Source organism: Monashia sp. HAY1-11D (genome assembly GCF_056868035.1).
In genome coordinates this window covers 3,073,562-3,090,806 of sequence record NZ_CP200320.1, presented here as the reverse complement: position 1 = coordinate 3,090,806, position 17,245 = coordinate 3,073,562, and the positions used below count along the sequence as shown (strand labels likewise).

Below are 17,245 nucleotides of genomic sequence, written 5' to 3'. Positions count from 1 at the left end.
GCCCTCAGCCGACCTGGGCCGCGCGCACGACGAGGACGTCGGGCAGCTGCGTGGCGATGCGCTGGAAGGACTCGCCCTCGTCCGCCGAGGCGAAGACGTCGCCGTTGCGGGTGCCGAGGTAGACCCCGACCGGGTCGGCGGTGTCGAGGGACGCGGCGTCGCGCAGCACACAGGTGTAGCTGTCCGAGGGCAGCCCCTGCGCCTGCATGCGCCAGTGGGCGCCGCCGTCGTCGGAGCGCTGGACCTGCAGCTGCGCGCCCGGCGGGATGCGCTCACCGTCGTCGGCCACCGGGACGTTCCACACGACGCCCGGACGCCGGGGGTGCGCCAGGATGGTGAAGCCGAAGTCGGTGGGCAGGCCCTCGGCGATCGACTGCCACGTGGCACCGTTGTCGTCGGAGCGGTAGACGCCCTTGTGGTTCTGCGCGTAGAGCTCGCCGTCGCCGTTGCCCCGCGCGACCTTGTGGACGCACTGGCCGAACTCGGGGTACTCGTCGTCGGGCATGAAGTACGCGCGGATACCGGGGTTCGAGGGCGCCCACGTCTGGCCGGCGTCGCTGGACCGGTAGACACCGCCGGCGCTCATCGCGACGAGGAGGTTCTCGGGGTGCCCGGCCTCCGGGACGATCGTGTGGACGGCTCCCCCACCGAAGCCCGGCTCCCACTTGGGCCGGTGCGGGTGGTCCCAGAGGCCGCGGACCAGCTCGTAGTGCTCGCCGCGGTCGGTGGAGCGGAACAGCGCGTGCGGCTCGACGCCGGCCCAGACGACGTCGTCGTCGTTCGGGTCGGGAGTCAGCTGCCAGACCCGCTCGAGCGCGGTGTCGGTGTCGGTCGGGAAGGCGAGGGCCCGGTCGGGGCTCTCGGTCCACGTTCGTCCGGCGTCGGTGCTCACCTGGACGGTCGGGCCCCAGTGCCACGACTTGACGCCGGCGAGGACGCTCGTCCGGCCGGCCCGGGTGTCGACGGCGACCGACGCGACCTCGCTCATGAGGAAGTGCGGGCCCTCGAGGGTCCACTCCGCGCGGTCGGCGCTGCGGGCGACCCACAGCCCCTTGCGCGTGCCGATGGCGACGATGGTCTCAGTCATGTTCACAGTGTCCACTACCCCACCGACAGCGACAAGGGTCGACGCGCGGTGCCACCGGCCGACGTGCTCAGTCGCCGCGGGATGCTCCCCCGACCACGACGACGTTGTCGAGCGGGCGTCCGTCACGCAGCGCCTCGGCCTGCCGGCGGACCAGCGCGACCGCCCGGGGCCGCATCGCGTCGGTCGCGCCGCCGACGTGCGGGGTGACGAGCACGCCCCGCGTCGTCCAGAGCGGGTGGTCGGCGGGCAGCGGCTCCGGGTCGGTGACGTCGAGCGCCGCGCGGAGCCGGCCCGAGGCGCACTCGGCGACGAGCGCGTCGGTGTCGACGACCGGTCCGCGGGCGACGTTGACCAGGACCGCACCGCCGGGCATGAGGGCGAGGGTCTCGGCGCCGACGAGCCCGCGCGTGGCGTCGGTGAGTGGGACGACGACGATGACGACGTCGTGGTCCGGCAGGAGACGGGGCAACTCGTCGATGCCGTGCACCTGCTCGACGAGGTCGTCACCGGCGCGGGCCCGGCTCGCGACCGCGGTCACCGACACCTCGAACGGCAGGAGCCGGCGCACGACGGCGCGGCCGATGTGGCCGTAGCCGAGCACGAGGACGCGCCGGTCGGCGAGCGACCGCCGCAGCACGAGCGGCGTCCACTCGCCCTGCGCCTGCGCGGCGGCGAACTCGGGGACCTCGCGGATCGAGGCGAGCACCAGCGCGAGGGCCAGCTCGGCGGTGCTCGCGTCGTGGACGCCGGCCGCGTTGCACAGCGCGACGCCCTCGGGCACCTCGTCGGCGAACTGCTCGTACCCCGCGCTCTGCAGCTGGAGCGCCTCGAGGCTCTCGAGCCCCGGCGTGACGTCGGCCAGCCGCAGTCGCGTCATGTACGGCACGACGGCGAGCCGGATCTCCGCGCCACGCGGGTGCGGTTCCTGCATGTCCCACACGACCAGCTCCACGCGGCCGTCGGCCGTGAGCTCGGCCAGCCGGTCGGCGTAGTCCTGCTCGGGGACGGACACGACGAGTCGCTCGGTGCTCATGCCCGAGACGCTACCCAGCACCTCGCGGCGGTCCGGACTAGGCTCCGGGCCGTGGTCCCGCCCGACGCCTCCCGCCCGCGCGTGCCGACAGGACGCGTCCTGTCGGTCAACGTGGGACGCCGCTCGGCGCGGTCCTACGCCACCGCGGACGCCACGGCCATCGACAAGAGCGCCACGGCGGCGGTCGAGGTCCGCGACCCCGGGCCGAAGCGCGGCGGCCTGGGCAGCGGCGTCGTCGGTGACGAGATCGGCGACCCGCGCCACCACGGCGGTCGGCTCCAGGCCGTGTACGCCTATCCGCGCGAGGACCAGCAGTGGTGGGCCGAGCGCATCGGGCGGCCCATAGCCGCAGGCGAGTTCGGCGAGAACCTCACGACGGAGGGCCTCGACACGACCCACGCCCTCGTCGGCGAGGTGTGGCGCGTCGGCACCGCGGTCCTGCGCGTCGAGGTGCCGCGCATCCCGTGCCGCACCTTCGCCGGCCACATGCGCGAGAGAGGGTGGGTGCGGCGCTTCACCGAGGCGGGTCGCACGGGGGCGTACCTGTCGGTGACGGTCCCCGGCCGCATCGTCACCGGTGACGCGGTCCTCGTCGAACGACCGGACCACGACGTCGACCTGCTCACCCTCTTCCGGGCGCTGACCGGCGACCTCGACGCCACGCGCCGCGTCGTCGAGGCGGCCGTCGTCGACGCCGAGGTGCAGGCCGACCTCGTCGGGACGCTGCGCCGACGCGGCGCCGAGGTGCGCTGACGTGCGCTGACGCGCGCTGACGCGTGCTGAGGTGGGCAGACGCGCGTTGACGCGGCGGCGTCGGGCGCCGGCTCGGGGACACCCTCGGGTGACAATGGCGTATGTCGCCGAGATCCCGTCCGTCCCGTCGAACCGTCGCGGGCCTCGCCGCCACGGCCCTGCTCGCAGCGGGCTGCTCCAGCCCCGCGGGCGGCGGGCCCGGCACGTCGGCGACGGGGTCGGTCACGCCGTCGGTGACAGGGCAGGTGGCACCGTCGGTGGCCCAGTCCGACGGCCCGGTCACCCTCCTCGGAGGGCTCGACATCGCGTGGTCGGTCGCCGTCCTGCCGGACGGCAGTGCCCTCGTCAGCGAGCGCAACACCGGACGCGTGCACCGGGTGCCGCCGCCGGGCACCGGCGGGGCGCCGGAGGTCGTCGGGGAGCTGCCGATCTCCCGCACGGGCGGCGAGGGCGGTCTGCTCGGGCTCGCCGTGGCCGGCGACGTCGCACGGACTCCCGTCGTCTACGCCTACTACTCGACCGAGGGCGACAACCGCGTCGCCGCCGTGCCCTGGGACGGCAGGCGGCTCGGCGAGCCCCGGGTCGTGCTGTCGGGGATCCCCCGCGGCACCAACCACAACGGTGGCCGCATCGCCTTCGGTCCCGACGGCTACCTCTACGTCTGTACGGGTGATGCCGGCGACTCCTCGCACTCGCAGGACCTCGGCTCGCTCGGCGGCAAGATCCTGCGCGTGACCCGGGACGGGCAGCCCGCCCCGGGCAACCCGTTCGGTGGTTCACCGATCTGGTCCTACGGCCACCGCAACGTCGAGGGCCTGGCCTGGGACTCTCACGGTCGGCTGTGGGCCAGCGAGTTCGGCGCCGACACGTGGGACGAGCTCAACCTCATCCGGCCGGGCGGCAACTACGGCTGGCCCGCGGTCGAGGGCCAGGCCGGCCGGCCGGGCTATGTCGACCCGGTCGCGCAGTGGCCCCCCTCGGAGATGTCGCCGAGCGGGATCGCCGTCGGTCCCGATGACGCCGTGTACCTGGCGGCGCTGCGGGGCCAGTCGGTCTGGCGCGTGCCCGTCGGCGCGGACGGCCGGGCGGGCACGCCGACCCGCTACCTCGAGGGGACGTACGGACGCGTGCGCGACGTGCACGTCGTCGACGGCCGGTTCTGGCTGGTCACGAGCAACGGCGGGGACGACCGCCTCGTGTCGTTGCCCCCGTCGGCCGTGGGGGCCGGCTGAGGCCGCCCGCCACGGTGGCTACTGGCCGAGCTTGGCCAGGATGAGGGCGCGGGCCCTGCCGGCGTCGGCCTGGCCCTTCATCTCCTTCATGACCTGGCCGATGAGCGCACCGGCAGCCTGGACCTTGCCGCCGCGGATCTTGTCGGCGACGTCGGCGTTGCCCGCGATGACCTTGTCGACGGCGGCCTCGAGGGCGCTGTCGTCCTGGACGAGCTCGAGCCCGCGCGCGTCCGCGACGGCGGTCGGTGCGCCCTCGCCGGCGAGGACCCCGTCGAGCACCTGACGGGCCATCGAGTCGTTGAGCCGACCCGAGGTCACGAGCCCGTCGAGCTCGGCGACGTGGGCCGGCGACAGGCCGATCGACGACGCGTAGGTGACGAGGTCCTGGGCCTCGGCGTTGGCCCGGCGCGACGGCTCGCCGAGCCACCACTTGCGGGCGGCCGCCGGGCTCGCCCCCGCGGCCACGGTCTGCTCGATGAGCTCGACGGCGCCGGCGTTGAGGACGTCGCGCATCTCCAGATCGCTGTAGCCCCAGTCGGACTGGAGTCGCCTGCGGCGAGCGGCGGGGTTCTCCGGCAGGGTGCCGCGCAGCTGCTCGACCCACTCCGCCGGGGGCGCGACCGGCACGAGGTCGGGCTCGGGGAAGTACCGGTAGTCCTCGGCGTCGGACTTCGTGCGGCCCGACGTCGTGACGCCGGTGTCCTCGTGCCAGTGCCGCGTCTCCTGCAGGATCGAGCCGCCGCCGGACAGGATCGCCGCGTGGCGGGAGATCTCGTACCGGACCGCCCGCTCGACCGAGCGGAGCGAGTTGACGTTCTTCGTCTCGGTGCGCGTGCCGAAGGGGACGGCGGCCTGCTCGACCGACGTCGGGTCGCCGGCCTTGGGGCGCAACGAGACGTTGGCGTCGCAGCGCATCGAGCCCTGCTCCATCTTGACGTCGCTGACGTCGAGGGCACGCAGCAGGTCACGCAGTGCCGACACGTAGGCGCGCGCGACCTCGGGGGCCCGCTCCCCCGCCCCGGTCATCGGCTTGGTGACGATCTCGATGAGCGGGATGCCGGCTCGGTTGTAGTCCACGAGGCTGTGGGTCGCGCCGTGGATGCGGCCGGTGGCGCCGCCGACGTGAAGCGACTTGCCGGTGTCCTCCTCCATGTGGGCGCGCTCGATCTCGACCCGGTAGACGGTGCCGTCCTCGAGCTCGACGTCGAGGTGCCCGTCGTAGGCGATCGGCTCGTCGTACTGCGAGGTCTGGAAGTTCTTGGGCATGTCCGGGTAGAAGTAGTTCTTCCTGGCGAACCGGCACCAGGCAGCGATCTCGCAGTTGAGCGCCAGGCCGATGCGGATCGCCGACTCGACGGCCTTCTCGTTGACGACCGGCAGTGCGCCCGGCAGGCCGAGGCAGACGGGACAGACCTGCGAGTTCGGCTCGGCGCCGAACTCGGTCGGGCAGCCGCAGAACATCTTCGTGGCCGTGTGCAGCTCGACGTGCACCTCGAGACCCATGACCGGGTCGAAGCGCTCGAGGGCCTCGTCGTAGTCGAGCACGGCGTCCGTGGCGATGGTCGTCATCGTCAGGCTCCCTTCACGGCGGGGGTGGCGTCCAGCGCGGGCGCGCGGTCGAGGATGGGGCCACCCCAACGATCGACGAGCGTCGCCTCGAGGGCCGCGCCCACGGTGTAGAGGCGCTCGTCCCGCATCGCGGGCGCGAGCACCTGGATGCCGACCGGCAGGCCGTCCTCGTCGGCCAGGCCCGCGGGCACGGACATGCCGGGCACACCGGCCAGGTTGGCCGGGATCGTCGCGATGTCGTTGAGGTACATGGCCATCGGGTCCTCGAGCTTGTCGCCGAGACGGAACGCCGTCGTCGGCGCCGTGGGGCTGACGAGGACGTCGACGGTCTCGAACGCGCGCGAGAAGTCCTGCGCGATGAGGGCGCGGACCTTCTGCGCCGAGCCGTAGTAGGCGTCGTAGTAGCCCGAGCTCAGCGCGTACGTGCCGAGGATGATCCGGCGCTTGACCTCGGGGCCGAAGCCCGCGTCGCGCGTCGCGGCCATGACCTGCTCGGCGCTCGGGTCGGCGACGCCGTCGGGGGCGACGCGCAGGCCGTAGCGCATGGCGTCGAACTTGGCCAGGTTCGAGCTCGCCTCGCTGGGGAGGATGAGGTAGTAGGCGGCGAGCGCGTAGTCGAAGTTCGGGCAGCTGACCTCCACGACCTCGGCGCCGAGCTCCTCGAGGAGCCGGACCGACTCGTCGAAGCGGGCGCGGACGCCCGGCTGGTAGCCCTCCCCGCCGAGCTCCTTGACGACGCCGACGCGCAGGCCCGTGACGTCGGCGCGCCGGGCTGCCTCGACGACGGGCGGCACGGGGGCGTCGATGGACGTGGAGTCCATCGGGTCGTGGCCGCCCATGACGGCGTGCAGCAGCGCGGTGTCGAGGACGGTGCGGCCGCACGGGCCGGCCTGGTCGAGCGAGCTCGCGAGGGCCACGAGGCCGTAGCGCGAGACGCCGCCGTAGGTCGGCTTCGTGCCGACGGTCGCCGTCACCGCGGCCGGCTGGCGGATCGAGCCGCCGGTGTCGGTGCCCGTGGCGAGGGGCGCCTGGAACGAGGCCAGGACCGAGCTGGAGCCACCACCGGAGCCGCCGGGGATGCGGTCGAGGTCCCACGGGTTGCGCGAGGGGCCGTAGGCCGAGTGCTCCGTCGAGGAGCCCATGGCGAACTCGTCCATGTTGGTCTTGCCGAGGATCGGCAGGCCGGCCCCGCGCAGCTTCGTCACCACCGTGGCGTCATACGGCGGCACCCAGCCCTCGAGGATCCTGCTGCCGCACGTCGTCGGCAGGCCCTTGGTCGTCATGACGTCCTTGACGGCGATCGGCACGCCCGCGAGCGCGCCGAGGCTCTCGCCGGCCGCGCGTCGGGCGTCCACGGCACGCGCCTGGTCGAGGGCGCCGTCGGCGTCGACGTGCAGGTAGGAGTGCACCTGCCCGTCGACGGCCGCGATGCGGTCGAGGTGAGCCCGGGTGACCTCCTCGGAGGAGATCGTCGAGGCCGCGAGGGCCTGCGCCAGCGCGGACGCGGTGGCGCGGGTCAGGTCGGATGGCAGGTCGGTCACGTCAGTGCCTTCGTCGTCGCTGCGGGTGGAGTGGTCGGGGGGCGCGGGCCGGGCGCGGGTGCCCGTCGGGCGGACTGGCCGGCGGGCCGCGCCGGGGAGGGGTCAGTCCTCGTCGAGGATCCGCGGCACGGAGAAGCGCTGCTGCTCGGCCTCCGGCGCGCCGGAGAGGGCCTCCTGCGGCGTCAGGCTCGGCCGGACGACGTCGGGACGCGTGACGTTCGTCAGCGGCATCGGGTGCGACATCGGTGCGACGCCCTCGGTCGGGGCCTGCTGGACCTTGGCCACGGAGTCGAGGATCACCGAGAGCTCGCCGACCATGCGGTCGAGCTCCGCCTCGGACAGCTCGATCCGGGCGAGGCCGGCGAGGTGGGCTACGTCGTCGCGGGACAGGGAGGACATGCGGGTCAGTCTATGGGTCGCCGGTGGTGGGCCGGGCACGCGTTCCCGGCCGCCCGGGCTGCTGCCGGGCTGATGCCGAGCAGCTGCCGGACTCCTGCGGGACTGCGGCCGGACTGCTGCCCGGGCGGCCGTGTCCTCGGGCCGTGGTGGCTCGTTGTCCCTGGCAGACCGGTACCCGAGGAGACCCCGATGACGAGTCCGACCAGCACCTCCACCCCAGACGCCGCTCCCCCCTCGGAGCCCACCCGTGTCGGGGGCGTGGCGCCCGCCGCCCCCGACGCGGTGGCTCCCCGGGCCGCCCGGAGCCGCGCGCACCTGCGTCGCCTGCGCGGGGACGGCATTGACGGTCGGGGCGTCGTCCAGGTGCTGCGCGCGGCAGCCGGCACCGGCCGCCGCGGGTTCGACCACGCCCGCACGGGCCTCGGCTCGCTCGCGTGGACCGCCGCGCTCGTGGCGGCCGGGGTGCTGCTGCTCGGGCTCGTGCTCGTCGTCGCGGAGGCGAACACCCGCAACGCGCTCGTCGAGTGGGTGCTCAAGGCCGCCGACGTGCTGGACCTCAGCGTCTTCGGGCGAGAGACCGGCGTCAAGCACTTCACCGGCGAGGGCGCGACGGTCAAGAACGCCGTCGTCAACTGGGGCCTCGGCGCGATCGCCTGGCTCGTCGTCGGCCGCGTCGTGCGCCGGCTGCTCACCCTTGGCGCGCACTGAGCCGAGGCCCCACGGTCACGCGCCGCGTCAGCTCCGGCGGCTGCGGCGTCGGTCGAGGACGTAGGTCCGCACGAGGTTGCGCCCGGTGCCCCAGACCCCGTGGCGGAACAGCAGGACGATGACGACGAAGATCGTGCCGGTGATGAGGCCGATCCCCTCGAAGCCCGAGCTCGCGAGGTAGTCCTCGAGGACGACGACGACCGCGGCGCCGACCAGCCCACCCCAGAGCGTGCCGATGCCACCGAGGACCGTGATGAGCACGACCTTGCCCGACGTCGTCCACATCAGCTCCTGGAGCGAGGCGAACTGGTGGCTGATCGCGAAGACGCCACCGGCGAGCCCGGCCAGGCCGGCCGAGAGGACGAACGCCGTGATCTTGTAGGCCTCGACGTCGTAGCCGAGGGCGCGAGCACGGGCCGGGTTGTCGCGCACGGCGGTCAGGACGCGTCCGAAGGGCGAGTTGACGACGCGCCAGGCCAGGAGCAGCCCGACGAGGATGATCGCCGCACCGGCGTAGTAGAAGTAGAACGAGTCGGTCTCGACGGGCTCGATGCCGAAGAACCGCTTCGGGATGCCCTGCAGGCCGTTCTCTCCCCCGTCAGGGACCGGGCCTGGTTGGCGATGAAGTACAGCATCTGGGCGAAGGCGAGCGTCACCATGGCGAAGTAGATGCCGGTGCGGCGCACCGACAGGTAGCCGATCGGCCAGGCGATCAGCATCGAGAACACCGCGCCGCCGAGGACGGCGACGGGGAAGGGCACGCCCCAGTGGACCGCGATGAGGCCGGTGCAGTACGCCGAGCCGCCCCAGAACGCGGCGTGCCCGAAGCTGAGCAGACCGGTGAACCCCAGGAGCAGGTCGACGCTGATGGCGAACAGGCCCCAGCACAGGATGTCCATCGCGACGGGCGGGTAGACCCAGTAGGGCAGCAGCACGAGGACCGCCAGGCCGGCCAGGAGCAGCAGGTACCGGACCGGGCTGCGGCGCGACAGGATCGAGGGCTGGGCCAGGTCGACGTCGACCTTGCCGGTCAGCTGGGTGCTCATGCGAACTCCTCCCGTCCGAAGAGCCCGGAGGGCCGGACGAGGACGACGACCGCCATGAGGACGAAGATGACGATCTGGGCGAACGCGGGGGCGTAGGCGACGCCGTAGGCCTCGACGAGCCCGACGAGGAACCCGCCGACGACGGCTCCGAGGATCGAGCCGAGGCCGCCGATGACGACGACGGCGAACAGGATGATGATGAAGGTGCTGCCCATCTCGGCGGTGATGGCCCGTGTCGGTGCGGCGAGCACGCCGGCGAGCCCGGCGAGGGCGATGCCGAACCCGAACACCGGGGTGACGAAGCGCCCGACGTTGATGCCGAGGGCGCGCGTCCGCTCGGCGTCCTCGGTGGCCGCCCGCACGATCATGCCGATGCGGGTGCGCGTCAGCAGCAGGCCGACGGCGCCGCAGACGACGACGCTGAACACGCAGGCGAAGATCGCGTAGGCCGAGAGGTTGACGCTGCCGACCGTGACCTGGCCGCCGAGGCCGGACGGGATCTCGTAGGGCAGGCCCGAGACGCCGTACCTCTGCTTGACGGCCTCGACGAGGATGAGGGTGAGGCCGAACGTGAGCAGGAAGTTGTAGAGCGGGTCGAGCGCGAGGAGCCAGCGCACGAGGAGCCGCTCCATGAGCACGCCGAAGAGGAACATCAGGACCGGGACGACGACGATCGCCACCCAGAACCCGACGTGCAGCTCGGCGAGCAGCACGGCGGAGATGACGGCCCCGAGCATGTAGCAGGCGCCGTGCGAGAAGTTGACGACGCCCAGGACGCCGAAGATGACCGCGAGACCGAGGGCCGATAGCGCGTAGAAGCCGCCCGCCGCGAGGCCTTGCAGGGTGTACTGGACGAATTCACTCATCGCGCAGGCTCATTCAGCCCATCTTGCAGTCGGCGTTGGCAGGGCCGTACGCCTCGGCGGCGGGGATCGTCTTGACGATGTCCTCGTAGTCCCACTCCTCGGGCGCCGAGGCCTTGACCTTCGCGAGGTACATGTCGTGGATGACGGCGTGGTCGGCCTTGCGCACCTCGCCGTTGCGGAGGAACACGTCGTCGATCTTCTTGCCCTCGAGCTTGGCGACGACGGCGTCCGCGTCGTCGGTGCCGGCCGCCTGGACCGCCTCGAGGTAGTTCAGTGCGGCCGAGTAGTTGGCGGCGTGGGCGAAGGACGGACGGGTGTTCGTCTTCTCCTTGAAGCGGTCGGCCCACTTCTTGTTCTGCTCGTCGAAGTTCCAGTACCACGCGTCGGTGAACTGCGTGCCGGCGAACTGGTCGACGCCGAGCGAGTGGATGTCGGTGATGAACATCAGGCCGACGGCCAGCTCGACCTTGCCCTTGAGGGGGCTCTGGTTGAACTGCTTGACGAAGTTGATGAGGTCGCCGCCCGCGTGCATCGACCCGATGACCTTGGGGTTGCCCTCGCCCGCCTTGGTGATGAACGTCGCGAAGTTGTCGCTCGGGAACGGCGAGGCGATCGACTGCCCGACCGTGCCACCCGCGGCCTGGATCTCCTTGGTGAAGGACTTGTTCATGTCCTGGCCGAAGGCGTAGTCGGGGTAGACGATGTTCCACGACGTTCCGCCGGCCTTCGTGATGGTGCCGGCCGTGCCGCGCGCCAGGGCGGCGGTGTTGTAGGCCCAGTGGAACGTGTACTTGTTGCACTGGGCACCGGTCAGGGCCGTCGTGCCGGCGCCGATGTTGATGTAGAGCTTCTTCTTGTTCTTGGCCTGCGTGGCCACGGCCAGGCCGGCTGCGGAGTTCGGAACGTCGAGGATGATGTCGGCCTTCTGGCGGTCGTACATCTCCTGCGCCTTGGAGTTGGCGACGTCCGCCTTGTTCTGGTGGTCGGCCGTGACGATCTCGACGTCCTTGGCCACGGCCTTGTCACCGTACTTGGCCTTGTAGTCGTCGATGGCCAGCTGGATGGCGACCTTCGAGTTGGGGCCGGAGAGGTCCTTGTAGACACCGGACTGGTCGTTGAGCAGGCCGATGACGACCTTGTCGTCGGTGAGCTTGCTCGAGCCGCCGGACTGGGGGCCGCCCTGCCCGCACGCGGCGAGCGCGAGCGAGGCCGAGGCCGCGACGGCCAGCGATGCGTGGGTCTTCCTGCTACGCATGTCCCCTCCTGGGGTGACGTCGGGTGTGTCTGGGTGTGCGTGAGTGCTTCGGGGGCGACGCGGTGGCGGTGGCTTCGGGGCGCGCGGACGGAGTGGGTCACATCCCGAGGTGGGTGAGCAGCTCGCTCGCCCGGGCGCGGAACTCGTCGTTGTCGAGGTGCTCGACGACCTCGCCCTGCGCGAGCAGGTAGTGCCGGTCCGCGACGGTGGAGGCGAAGGTGACGTTCTGCTCGACGAGGAGGACGCCGACGCCCTGGCCCTTGATCTCGCGGATGATCTCTCCGATGCGGTGGACGATGACCGGGGCCAGGCCCTCGCTCGGCTCGTCGAGCAGCAGCAGGCGCGACCCCATCCGCAGCACCCGGGCCATGGCGAGCATCTGCTGCTCGCCACCGGACAGCCTCGTGCCGGGGAAGTCGCGACGCTCGTGCAGGACGGGAAAGAGCTCGTAGACCTTCTCGAGGGACCACGCGTCGGGATGGACGACCGGAGGCAGGAGGAGGTTCTCGGCCACCGTGAGACCGGCGTAGATGCCGCGGTCGTCGGGCACCCAGCCGAGGCCCGCCCTGGCCCTGACGTCGGCCGGGCGCTTCGTCAGGTCGGCGCCGTCGAAGGTGACGGTCCCTTCGACGTGCCGGTGCAGGCCCATGACCGAGCGGAGCAGGGTCGTCTTGCCGGCCCCGTTGCGCCCGACGAGCGTGACGACCTCTCCCGCGCCGACGCCGACGGAGACCTCTCGCAGGACCCGGGCCTCGCCGTACCACGCCGAGAGGCCGGCGACGTCGAGCACGTGCCCCGTGGACGCCTCCGGGCCGGTCCGGGCCGGGGCGGCGGGCGTGGGCGCGGCGGCCGTGACGGGCTCACTCATGGGTTGCTCCGAGATACGCGGAGACGACGCGCTCGTCGGCACGGACCTCGTCGTAGGGGCCCTCGGCGAGCACCTGACCCGACTGGAGGACCGTGACGCGGTCGGCGAGGGACCCGACGACGTGCATGTTGTGGTCGACGAAGACGACCGTGCGCCCGACGGCCAGCGCCTTGACGAGCGCGATGGTGCGGTCGACGTCCTCGATCCCCATCCCGGCGGTCGGCTCGTCGAGCAGGAGCAGCTTCGGGTCCAGGGCGAGTGCGATCGCCAGCTCGAGCGCGCGCTTCTGTCCGTAGGCGAGCGAGGCGGCCGGGGCGCCCGCGAGGTCGGCGAGTCCGACCTGCGCGAGCAGCTCGGTGGCGCGGTCCTTGAAGACGGCCAGGCGCCTGACCGAGCGCCACCACTGCCGCCCCATCCCGGTGGGGCCGGCGAGGGCGAAGCTCGAGGTGCTCGCGCAGGGTCATCTGCTCGAAGAGGCTCGTGATCTGGAAGGACCGGGCGATGCCGAGCGGAGCGATCTGCTCGGGGGCCTTGCCGGTGACGTCCAGGCCGTCGAAGAGGACGGTGCCCGAGGTCGGGGTGAGGAACCCGGTGAGGAGGTTGAACAGCGTCGTCTTGCCCGCGCCGTTGGGCCCGACGAGCGCATGGACCGTGCCGCGCTCGACGGACAGGTCCACGCGGGACACCGCCGTGAACCCCCGGAACTCCTTGGTCAGGGCCCTGGTCTCGAGCAACGGGGTACCCGTCAAGACCTGCACCTCCTCGTGCGTCGCGCTGCGGTGGCCGGCGTCGTGCCCATGGCCGACCGCCTCCCTCTGCCTGAACGGCTGCTGACGGCAACCGGGGAGACTTCCCGAAAGCCTAGGAGGACCGTGAGGCGAAAGGACGGTGGGTACCCACACACCTGCCCCGGTTCTGTGGTGCGGGCCCACATGAGAACGCGCCTGAGCCACGCCCGAGCGTCACCCCCCGCCGGGCACCCACCCCACCCGCCTCCGGTCCTCGTCGGCTCAGGCGGCGTCGAGGAGGAGCACCTCGAGGTGACGCTCGAGGGCGCTGCGCAGATCGGGCACGTGACCCGGGACGAGCGGGGGTGCAAGGGACTCGTACGAGTGCCCGGTCGGCGTGGTGGTGAGGACCCGGTGGGGCCCGGCCCGCTGCCCCGAGACCGCACCGGCCGCGGCGCTCCAGCCCGGCAGCTGCTTGGTGTGGTTGCACCGCACGCAGAGTCCCTGGCCGTTGGCGGCACTGGTCGGGCCGCCCGACGCATGGTCCTCGACGTGGTCGAGGTGACGAACGGGGGCCTCGCACCACGGTGTCCGGCAGACGCCGCCGTCGCGGGCGAGGAGGAAGCGGCGAAGGCCACCGTCGAAGGTGCGGCGGGCGGAGTCCATGGCGACGAGCTCGGACGCGGTCGGGTCGGTGTAGAGGCGACGCACCCAGGCACGGGAGCGCGCCGCGTCGCCGTCGGCCCGATCGTCGAGCCCCGGCATCTCGAGGAGGCGACGGGCCCACGTGGCGGGCACGGAGCCGTACCCGGCGAGCTGCGCCGGCACGTCGTCACCGGCGAAAAGGGCGCGGTCCGTCATGACGAGCTGCACCTCGACCGCTACGTCAGCGGCTCGCCGCTGCCCGGTCAGCCGGACCACGAGCTCGTCGGCCATCACCTGGCCCTTGCCCCGTTCGTCACCGGCCGCCCGGGCCGTGTCGGCGGCTGTCGTCAGGGCCGCGTGCGTCGCCACCGCCTGGGCGACCGGCAGCAAGGCGGTGAGGTAGGCCATCGTGTCGGGCGCGGGGCGGAGGGTGACGCGTCGTTCGGACGCTGCCTTCGCGCTGCGGGCCAGCACCGCGGTGGGATCGGTCCGGTAGGCAGCGGCGCGCACGAGACGCATGAGCTCACGGTCACCGAGAGACCCCAGCCGATCACCGAGCCGGCCCACGACCTCGGCGTCGACGTGCCGACGCTGGACCTCGTCGAGGCCGTCGGTCTCGCGGGCGACGATCGAGGCCCGCCACTCGCCGAGGTCGCCCCGCTCCAACGCCGCGAAGGTCTCCGGCATCTCCCGGCGCAGCCGCAGGGCGAGGCGCACGTGCTGGCTCCCACGGGCCGGCAACTCACGGCGCGCCAGCGCCACCTGACCGGCCACGCTGCGCAAGGAGTCACGACGCACACCACGGCGTGCCCGGGCATCCCGTCGCGACACTGCCCCGTCGCGTCCCCCTGGCTCCTCTGCGACCGACGCCAGGCGGGCTTCGTCACGCGCAGTGCGCCATCCTTCGAAATCCCCCGTCGCAGAGCACTCCTCGGCCCGCTCGCGCCACCGCTGGGCCACGTCGGCCTGCGACTCCACGAACACCGAAGCGCGCCATCGAACATGTGTTCGATTCTACGTCAGCGGCGCCTTGCGGACCAGAGCTGTGCACATCCGAACGTCATTGAGCGACAAGTCGATTGCGCCGTCCATGGCCCCAGCCCACCCGAGCAACCCGCCTTCGAGAACCGTGCCGTGGGCAGCGAGGCCGAGGCCTGGTCAGTCGGGCGAGCCCGTCTCGAGGAGCCGTCGGAAACCGTCCTCGTCGAGGACCGGCAGGCCGAGCTCCTCGGCCTTGGCGGCCTTCGACCCGGCGTTGGCGCCGACGACGACGAAGTCGGTCTTCTTCGAGACCGAGCCGGCCGCCTTGCCGCCGCGGCTGATGATCGCCTCCTTGGTCTCGTCCCGGGAGAACCCCTCGAGCGAGCCGGTGACGACGACCGTCTTGCCCTCGAGCGTCCGCGGGGCCGAGGCGTCCACCTCGTCCCGCATGCGCACCCCTGCTGCGGCCCAGCGCTCGACGATCTCGCGGTGCCAGTCCACCGCGAACCAGTCGATGACGGCGTCCGCGATGATCCCGCCGACGCCCTCGACCTCGGCCAGCTCCTCGCGCGCAGCCGCGCGGATGGCGTCCATCGACCGGAAGTGCGAGGCGAGCGCGCGGGCGGCGGTGGGTCCGACGTGGCGGATGGACAGTGCGACGAGCACCCGCCACAGCGGCTGCGTCTTGGCCTTCTCGAGCTCGGCGAAGAGCACCTCGGTGTTGGCGCGCGGTTTCGACGGCGCCTTGGCGGTGGGCTTGGTGAAGAAGTACAGCTCCTTCTGCCACGGCCCGGGCACGCCCTTGACCTTGCGCCGTCGCCAGACGGTGACGTCGCGCAGGTCCTCGGGCCTCAGGTCGAACAGGCCCGCCTCGCCGGGCAGCACCGGCTCGGAGCGCGGGACGCCCTCGGCGTCGGCCTCGTCGGGCCGGTCGAACTCGGGGTCGGTCAGCGCGATCGAGGCCTCCCAGCCGAGGGCCTCGATGTCGAGGCCGCCACGCGAGGCCAGACCGAAGACCCGCTCGCGCAGCTGGCTCGGGCAGGCGCGGGAGTTGGGGCAGCGGATGTCCTTGTCCCCCTCCTTCTCGGGCGCGAGCACGGTGCCGCAGGAGGGGCAGTGCGTCGGCATGACGAACTCGCGCTCGGACCCGTCGCGCAGGTCGACGACGGGTCCGACGATCTCGGGGATGACGTCGCCGGCCTTGCGCAGCACGACGGTGTCTCCGATGAGGACACCCTTGCGCCTGACCTCGTGCATGTTGTGGAGGGTCGCCTGCTCGACGGTGGAGCCCGCCACGACGACCGGCTCCATGACGCCGTAGGGAGTCACCCGGCCCGTGCGCCCGACGTTGACGCGGATGTCGAGCAGCTTGGTGTTGACCTCCTCCGGCGGGTACTTGAAGGCGATGGCCCACCGTGGTGCCCGCGAGGTGGACCCGAGCTGGCGCTGGAGGGGGACCTCGTCGACCTTGACGACGATGCCGTCGATCTCGTGGAGGCCGTCGTGGCGGTGCTCGCCGTGGTAGGTGACGAACTCCTCGACGGCGTCGACGTCGGGCAGCACCCGCACCTGGTCGGACGTCGGCAGGCCCCACGAGCGCATGCGCTCGTAGGCCTCGCTCTGCCGGGACACGTCGAACCCCCGGCGTGCCCCGATGCCGTGGACGAGCATCCGCAGTGGCCGCGAGGCGGTGACCTTGGGGTCCTTCTGCCGCAGCGAGCCGGCGGCGGCGTTGCGCGGGTTGGCGAACGGCGCCTTGCCCGCCTCGACGAGGGCCGCGTTGAGGTCGGCGAAGGCGAGGACCGGGAAGAACACCTCGCCGCGCACCTCGACGAGGTCGGGGACGGCGTCGCCCGAGAGTCGCTCGGGGATCGTGGCGATGGTGCGTACGTTGTTCGTGACGTCCTCGCCGGTGCGCCCGTCACCGCGGGTCAGCGCCCGGGTCAGCCGTCCGCCCTCGTAGAGCAGGTTGACGGCCAGCCCGTCGATCTTGAGCTCGGTGAGGAAGTGGGCGCCGGTGCCGACCTCCCGCTCGACGCGCTCGGCCCAGGCCCGCAGCTCCTCGAAGGAGAACGCGTTGTCCAGGCTGAGCATCCGTTCGAGGTGGTCGACGGTCTCGAACCCCGTGGCGAACGCGGCACCGCCGACGTTCTGGGTCGGGCTCTCGGGCGTCCGCAGCGACGGGTACTCGTCCTCGATCGCGTTGAGGCGCCGCATGATCGAGTCGTACTCGCCGTCGCTGATCGTCGGCGCGTCCTTGACGTGGTAGGCGAACTGGGCGGCGGACGCCTCCTCGGCGAGCTCGGTCCACTCCTGATGGATCGTGGTGGGGACGTCGTCGGTGACCGGCGTCGAGCCGGCGGTCTTTCCGGTGGTGTCGCTCACCCGCCCATCCTGCCAGCCGGGTGCGACAGGCCAGGGGTCACGGCACGCCAGGGGGCTGCGCACGAGACGACGCCCACAGCCCAGCCGAAGCCCTGTTCAGCGACGGACCGGCGGGTAACAATGGCGGCACGCCTGCGCTGCAAAGGAGC

At 72.4% G+C, this 17,245-nt stretch carries 16 protein-coding genes and 1 pseudogene; 3 read left to right on the top strand and 14 right to left on the bottom strand.

Annotated features, from left to right (window positions below; genetic code table 11):
• Positions 1 to 4: 4 nt before the first annotated feature.
• The gene (locus AC1VM9_RS14270) at positions 5 to 1,087 is read right to left on the bottom strand and encodes a WD40/YVTN/BNR-like repeat-containing protein (protein WP_481343429.1); all 1,083 of its coding nucleotides are present in this window, start codon (positions 1,085 to 1,087) and stop codon (positions 5 to 7) included.
• 67 nt (positions 1,088 to 1,154) lie between these two features.
• Positions 1,155 to 2,120 (bottom strand): 2-hydroxyacid dehydrogenase, encoded by a 966-nt coding sequence (locus AC1VM9_RS14265; RefSeq protein ID WP_483123085.1) that lies wholly within the window; start codon positions 2,118 to 2,120, stop codon positions 1,155 to 1,157.
• Between the two features lie 51 nt (positions 2,121 to 2,171).
• Here AC1VM9_RS14265 and AC1VM9_RS14260 point away from each other — a divergent pair, with 51 nt between their 5' ends.
• Both AC1VM9_RS14260 and AC1VM9_RS14255 read left to right on the top strand, forming a co-directional pair.
• Complete coding sequence (locus tag AC1VM9_RS14260) at positions 2,172 to 2,873, top strand: MOSC domain-containing protein (protein WP_483123084.1); 702 nt, start codon at positions 2,172 to 2,174, stop codon at positions 2,871 to 2,873.
• 257 nt (positions 2,874 to 3,130) lie between these two features.
• Positions 3,131 to 4,105 (top strand): PQQ-dependent sugar dehydrogenase, encoded by a 975-nt coding sequence (locus AC1VM9_RS14255; RefSeq protein WP_483123083.1) that lies wholly within the window; start codon positions 3,131 to 3,133, stop codon positions 4,103 to 4,105.
• Positions 4,106 to 4,123: 18 nt separating this feature from the next.
• Here AC1VM9_RS14255 and gatB read toward each other — a convergent pair whose 3' ends face one another.
• From gatB to gatC, 3 genes are all read right to left on the bottom strand, one after another.
• Entirely contained in the window at positions 4,124 to 5,674 is a 1,551-nt protein-coding gene (gene gatB, locus AC1VM9_RS14250; RefSeq protein WP_481343433.1) for an Asp-tRNA(Asn)/Glu-tRNA(Gln) amidotransferase subunit GatB, read from the bottom strand.
• A 2-nt stretch (positions 5,675 to 5,676) separates the two neighbouring features.
• The gene (gene gatA, locus AC1VM9_RS14245) at positions 5,677 to 7,206 is read right to left on the bottom strand and encodes an Asp-tRNA(Asn)/Glu-tRNA(Gln) amidotransferase subunit GatA (RefSeq protein WP_483124025.1); all 1,530 of its coding nucleotides are present in this window, start codon (positions 7,204 to 7,206) and stop codon (positions 5,677 to 5,679) included.
• A 111-nt stretch (positions 7,207 to 7,317) separates the two neighbouring features.
• On the bottom strand, positions 7,318 to 7,614 hold the full coding sequence (gatC, locus tag AC1VM9_RS14240) for an Asp-tRNA(Asn)/Glu-tRNA(Gln) amidotransferase subunit GatC (protein ID WP_481342929.1): 297 nt from the start codon (positions 7,612 to 7,614) through the stop codon (positions 7,318 to 7,320).
• Between the two features lie 189 nt (positions 7,615 to 7,803).
• Between gatC and AC1VM9_RS14235 the strand changes: the two genes are divergently transcribed.
• Positions 7,804 to 8,322, top strand: a complete 519-nt coding sequence (locus AC1VM9_RS14235) for a hypothetical protein (RefSeq protein ID WP_483123082.1) — start codon at positions 7,804 to 7,806, stop codon at positions 8,320 to 8,322.
• Positions 8,323 to 8,349: 27 nt separating this feature from the next.
• Here the strand turns inward: AC1VM9_RS14235 and AC1VM9_RS14230 are convergent, their stop codons facing one another.
• From AC1VM9_RS14230 to ligA, 9 genes and pseudogenes are all read right to left on the bottom strand, one after another.
• Positions 8,350 to 8,802 carry a branched-chain amino acid ABC transporter permease gene (locus AC1VM9_RS14230; RefSeq protein ID WP_483124024.1) on the bottom strand — a complete coding sequence of 151 codons (453 nt, stop codon included), beginning with the start codon at positions 8,800 to 8,802 and terminating at the stop codon, positions 8,350 to 8,352.
• Complete coding sequence (locus AC1VM9_RS14225; RefSeq protein WP_483123081.1) at positions 8,760 to 9,368, bottom strand: branched-chain amino acid ABC transporter permease; 609 nt, start codon at positions 9,366 to 9,368, stop codon at positions 8,760 to 8,762. Before AC1VM9_RS14225 ends, AC1VM9_RS14230 begins: the two co-directional genes overlap by 43 nt.
• Entirely contained in the window at positions 9,365 to 10,234 is an 870-nt protein-coding gene (locus tag AC1VM9_RS14220; protein ID WP_483123080.1) for a branched-chain amino acid ABC transporter permease, read from the bottom strand. Before AC1VM9_RS14220 ends, AC1VM9_RS14225 begins: the two co-directional genes overlap by 4 nt.
• A gap of 13 nt (positions 10,235 to 10,247) precedes the next feature.
• Complete coding sequence (locus AC1VM9_RS14215; protein WP_483123078.1) at positions 10,248 to 11,489, bottom strand: ABC transporter substrate-binding protein; 1,242 nt, start codon at positions 11,487 to 11,489, stop codon at positions 10,248 to 10,250.
• A gap of 97 nt (positions 11,490 to 11,586) precedes the next feature.
• Positions 11,587 to 12,357 carry an ABC transporter ATP-binding protein gene (locus AC1VM9_RS14210; RefSeq protein ID WP_483123077.1) on the bottom strand — a complete coding sequence of 257 codons (771 nt, stop codon included), beginning with the start codon at positions 12,355 to 12,357 and terminating at the stop codon, positions 11,587 to 11,589.
• Positions 12,350 to 12,772, bottom strand: coding sequence for an ABC transporter ATP-binding protein C-terminal domain-containing protein (locus AC1VM9_RS14205; RefSeq protein WP_483123076.1), 423 nt, complete (start codon positions 12,770 to 12,772; stop codon positions 12,350 to 12,352). Before AC1VM9_RS14205 ends, AC1VM9_RS14210 begins: the two co-directional genes overlap by 8 nt.
• 52 nt (positions 12,773 to 12,824) lie before the next feature.
• A pseudogene (locus AC1VM9_RS14200) lies at positions 12,825 to 13,034 on the bottom strand (ATP-binding cassette domain-containing protein); the annotation flags it as partial.
• Between the two features lie 333 nt (positions 13,035 to 13,367).
• A complete protein-coding gene (locus AC1VM9_RS14195) occupies positions 13,368 to 14,561 on the bottom strand; it encodes an HNH endonuclease (RefSeq protein ID WP_483123075.1) in 1,194 nt (397 codons plus the stop codon).
• 327 nt (positions 14,562 to 14,888) lie between these two features.
• Positions 14,889 to 17,096, bottom strand: a complete 2,208-nt coding sequence (gene ligA, locus AC1VM9_RS14190) for an NAD-dependent DNA ligase LigA (protein ID WP_483123074.1) — start codon at positions 17,094 to 17,096, stop codon at positions 14,889 to 14,891.
• Positions 17,097 to 17,245: the final 149 nt, after the last annotated feature.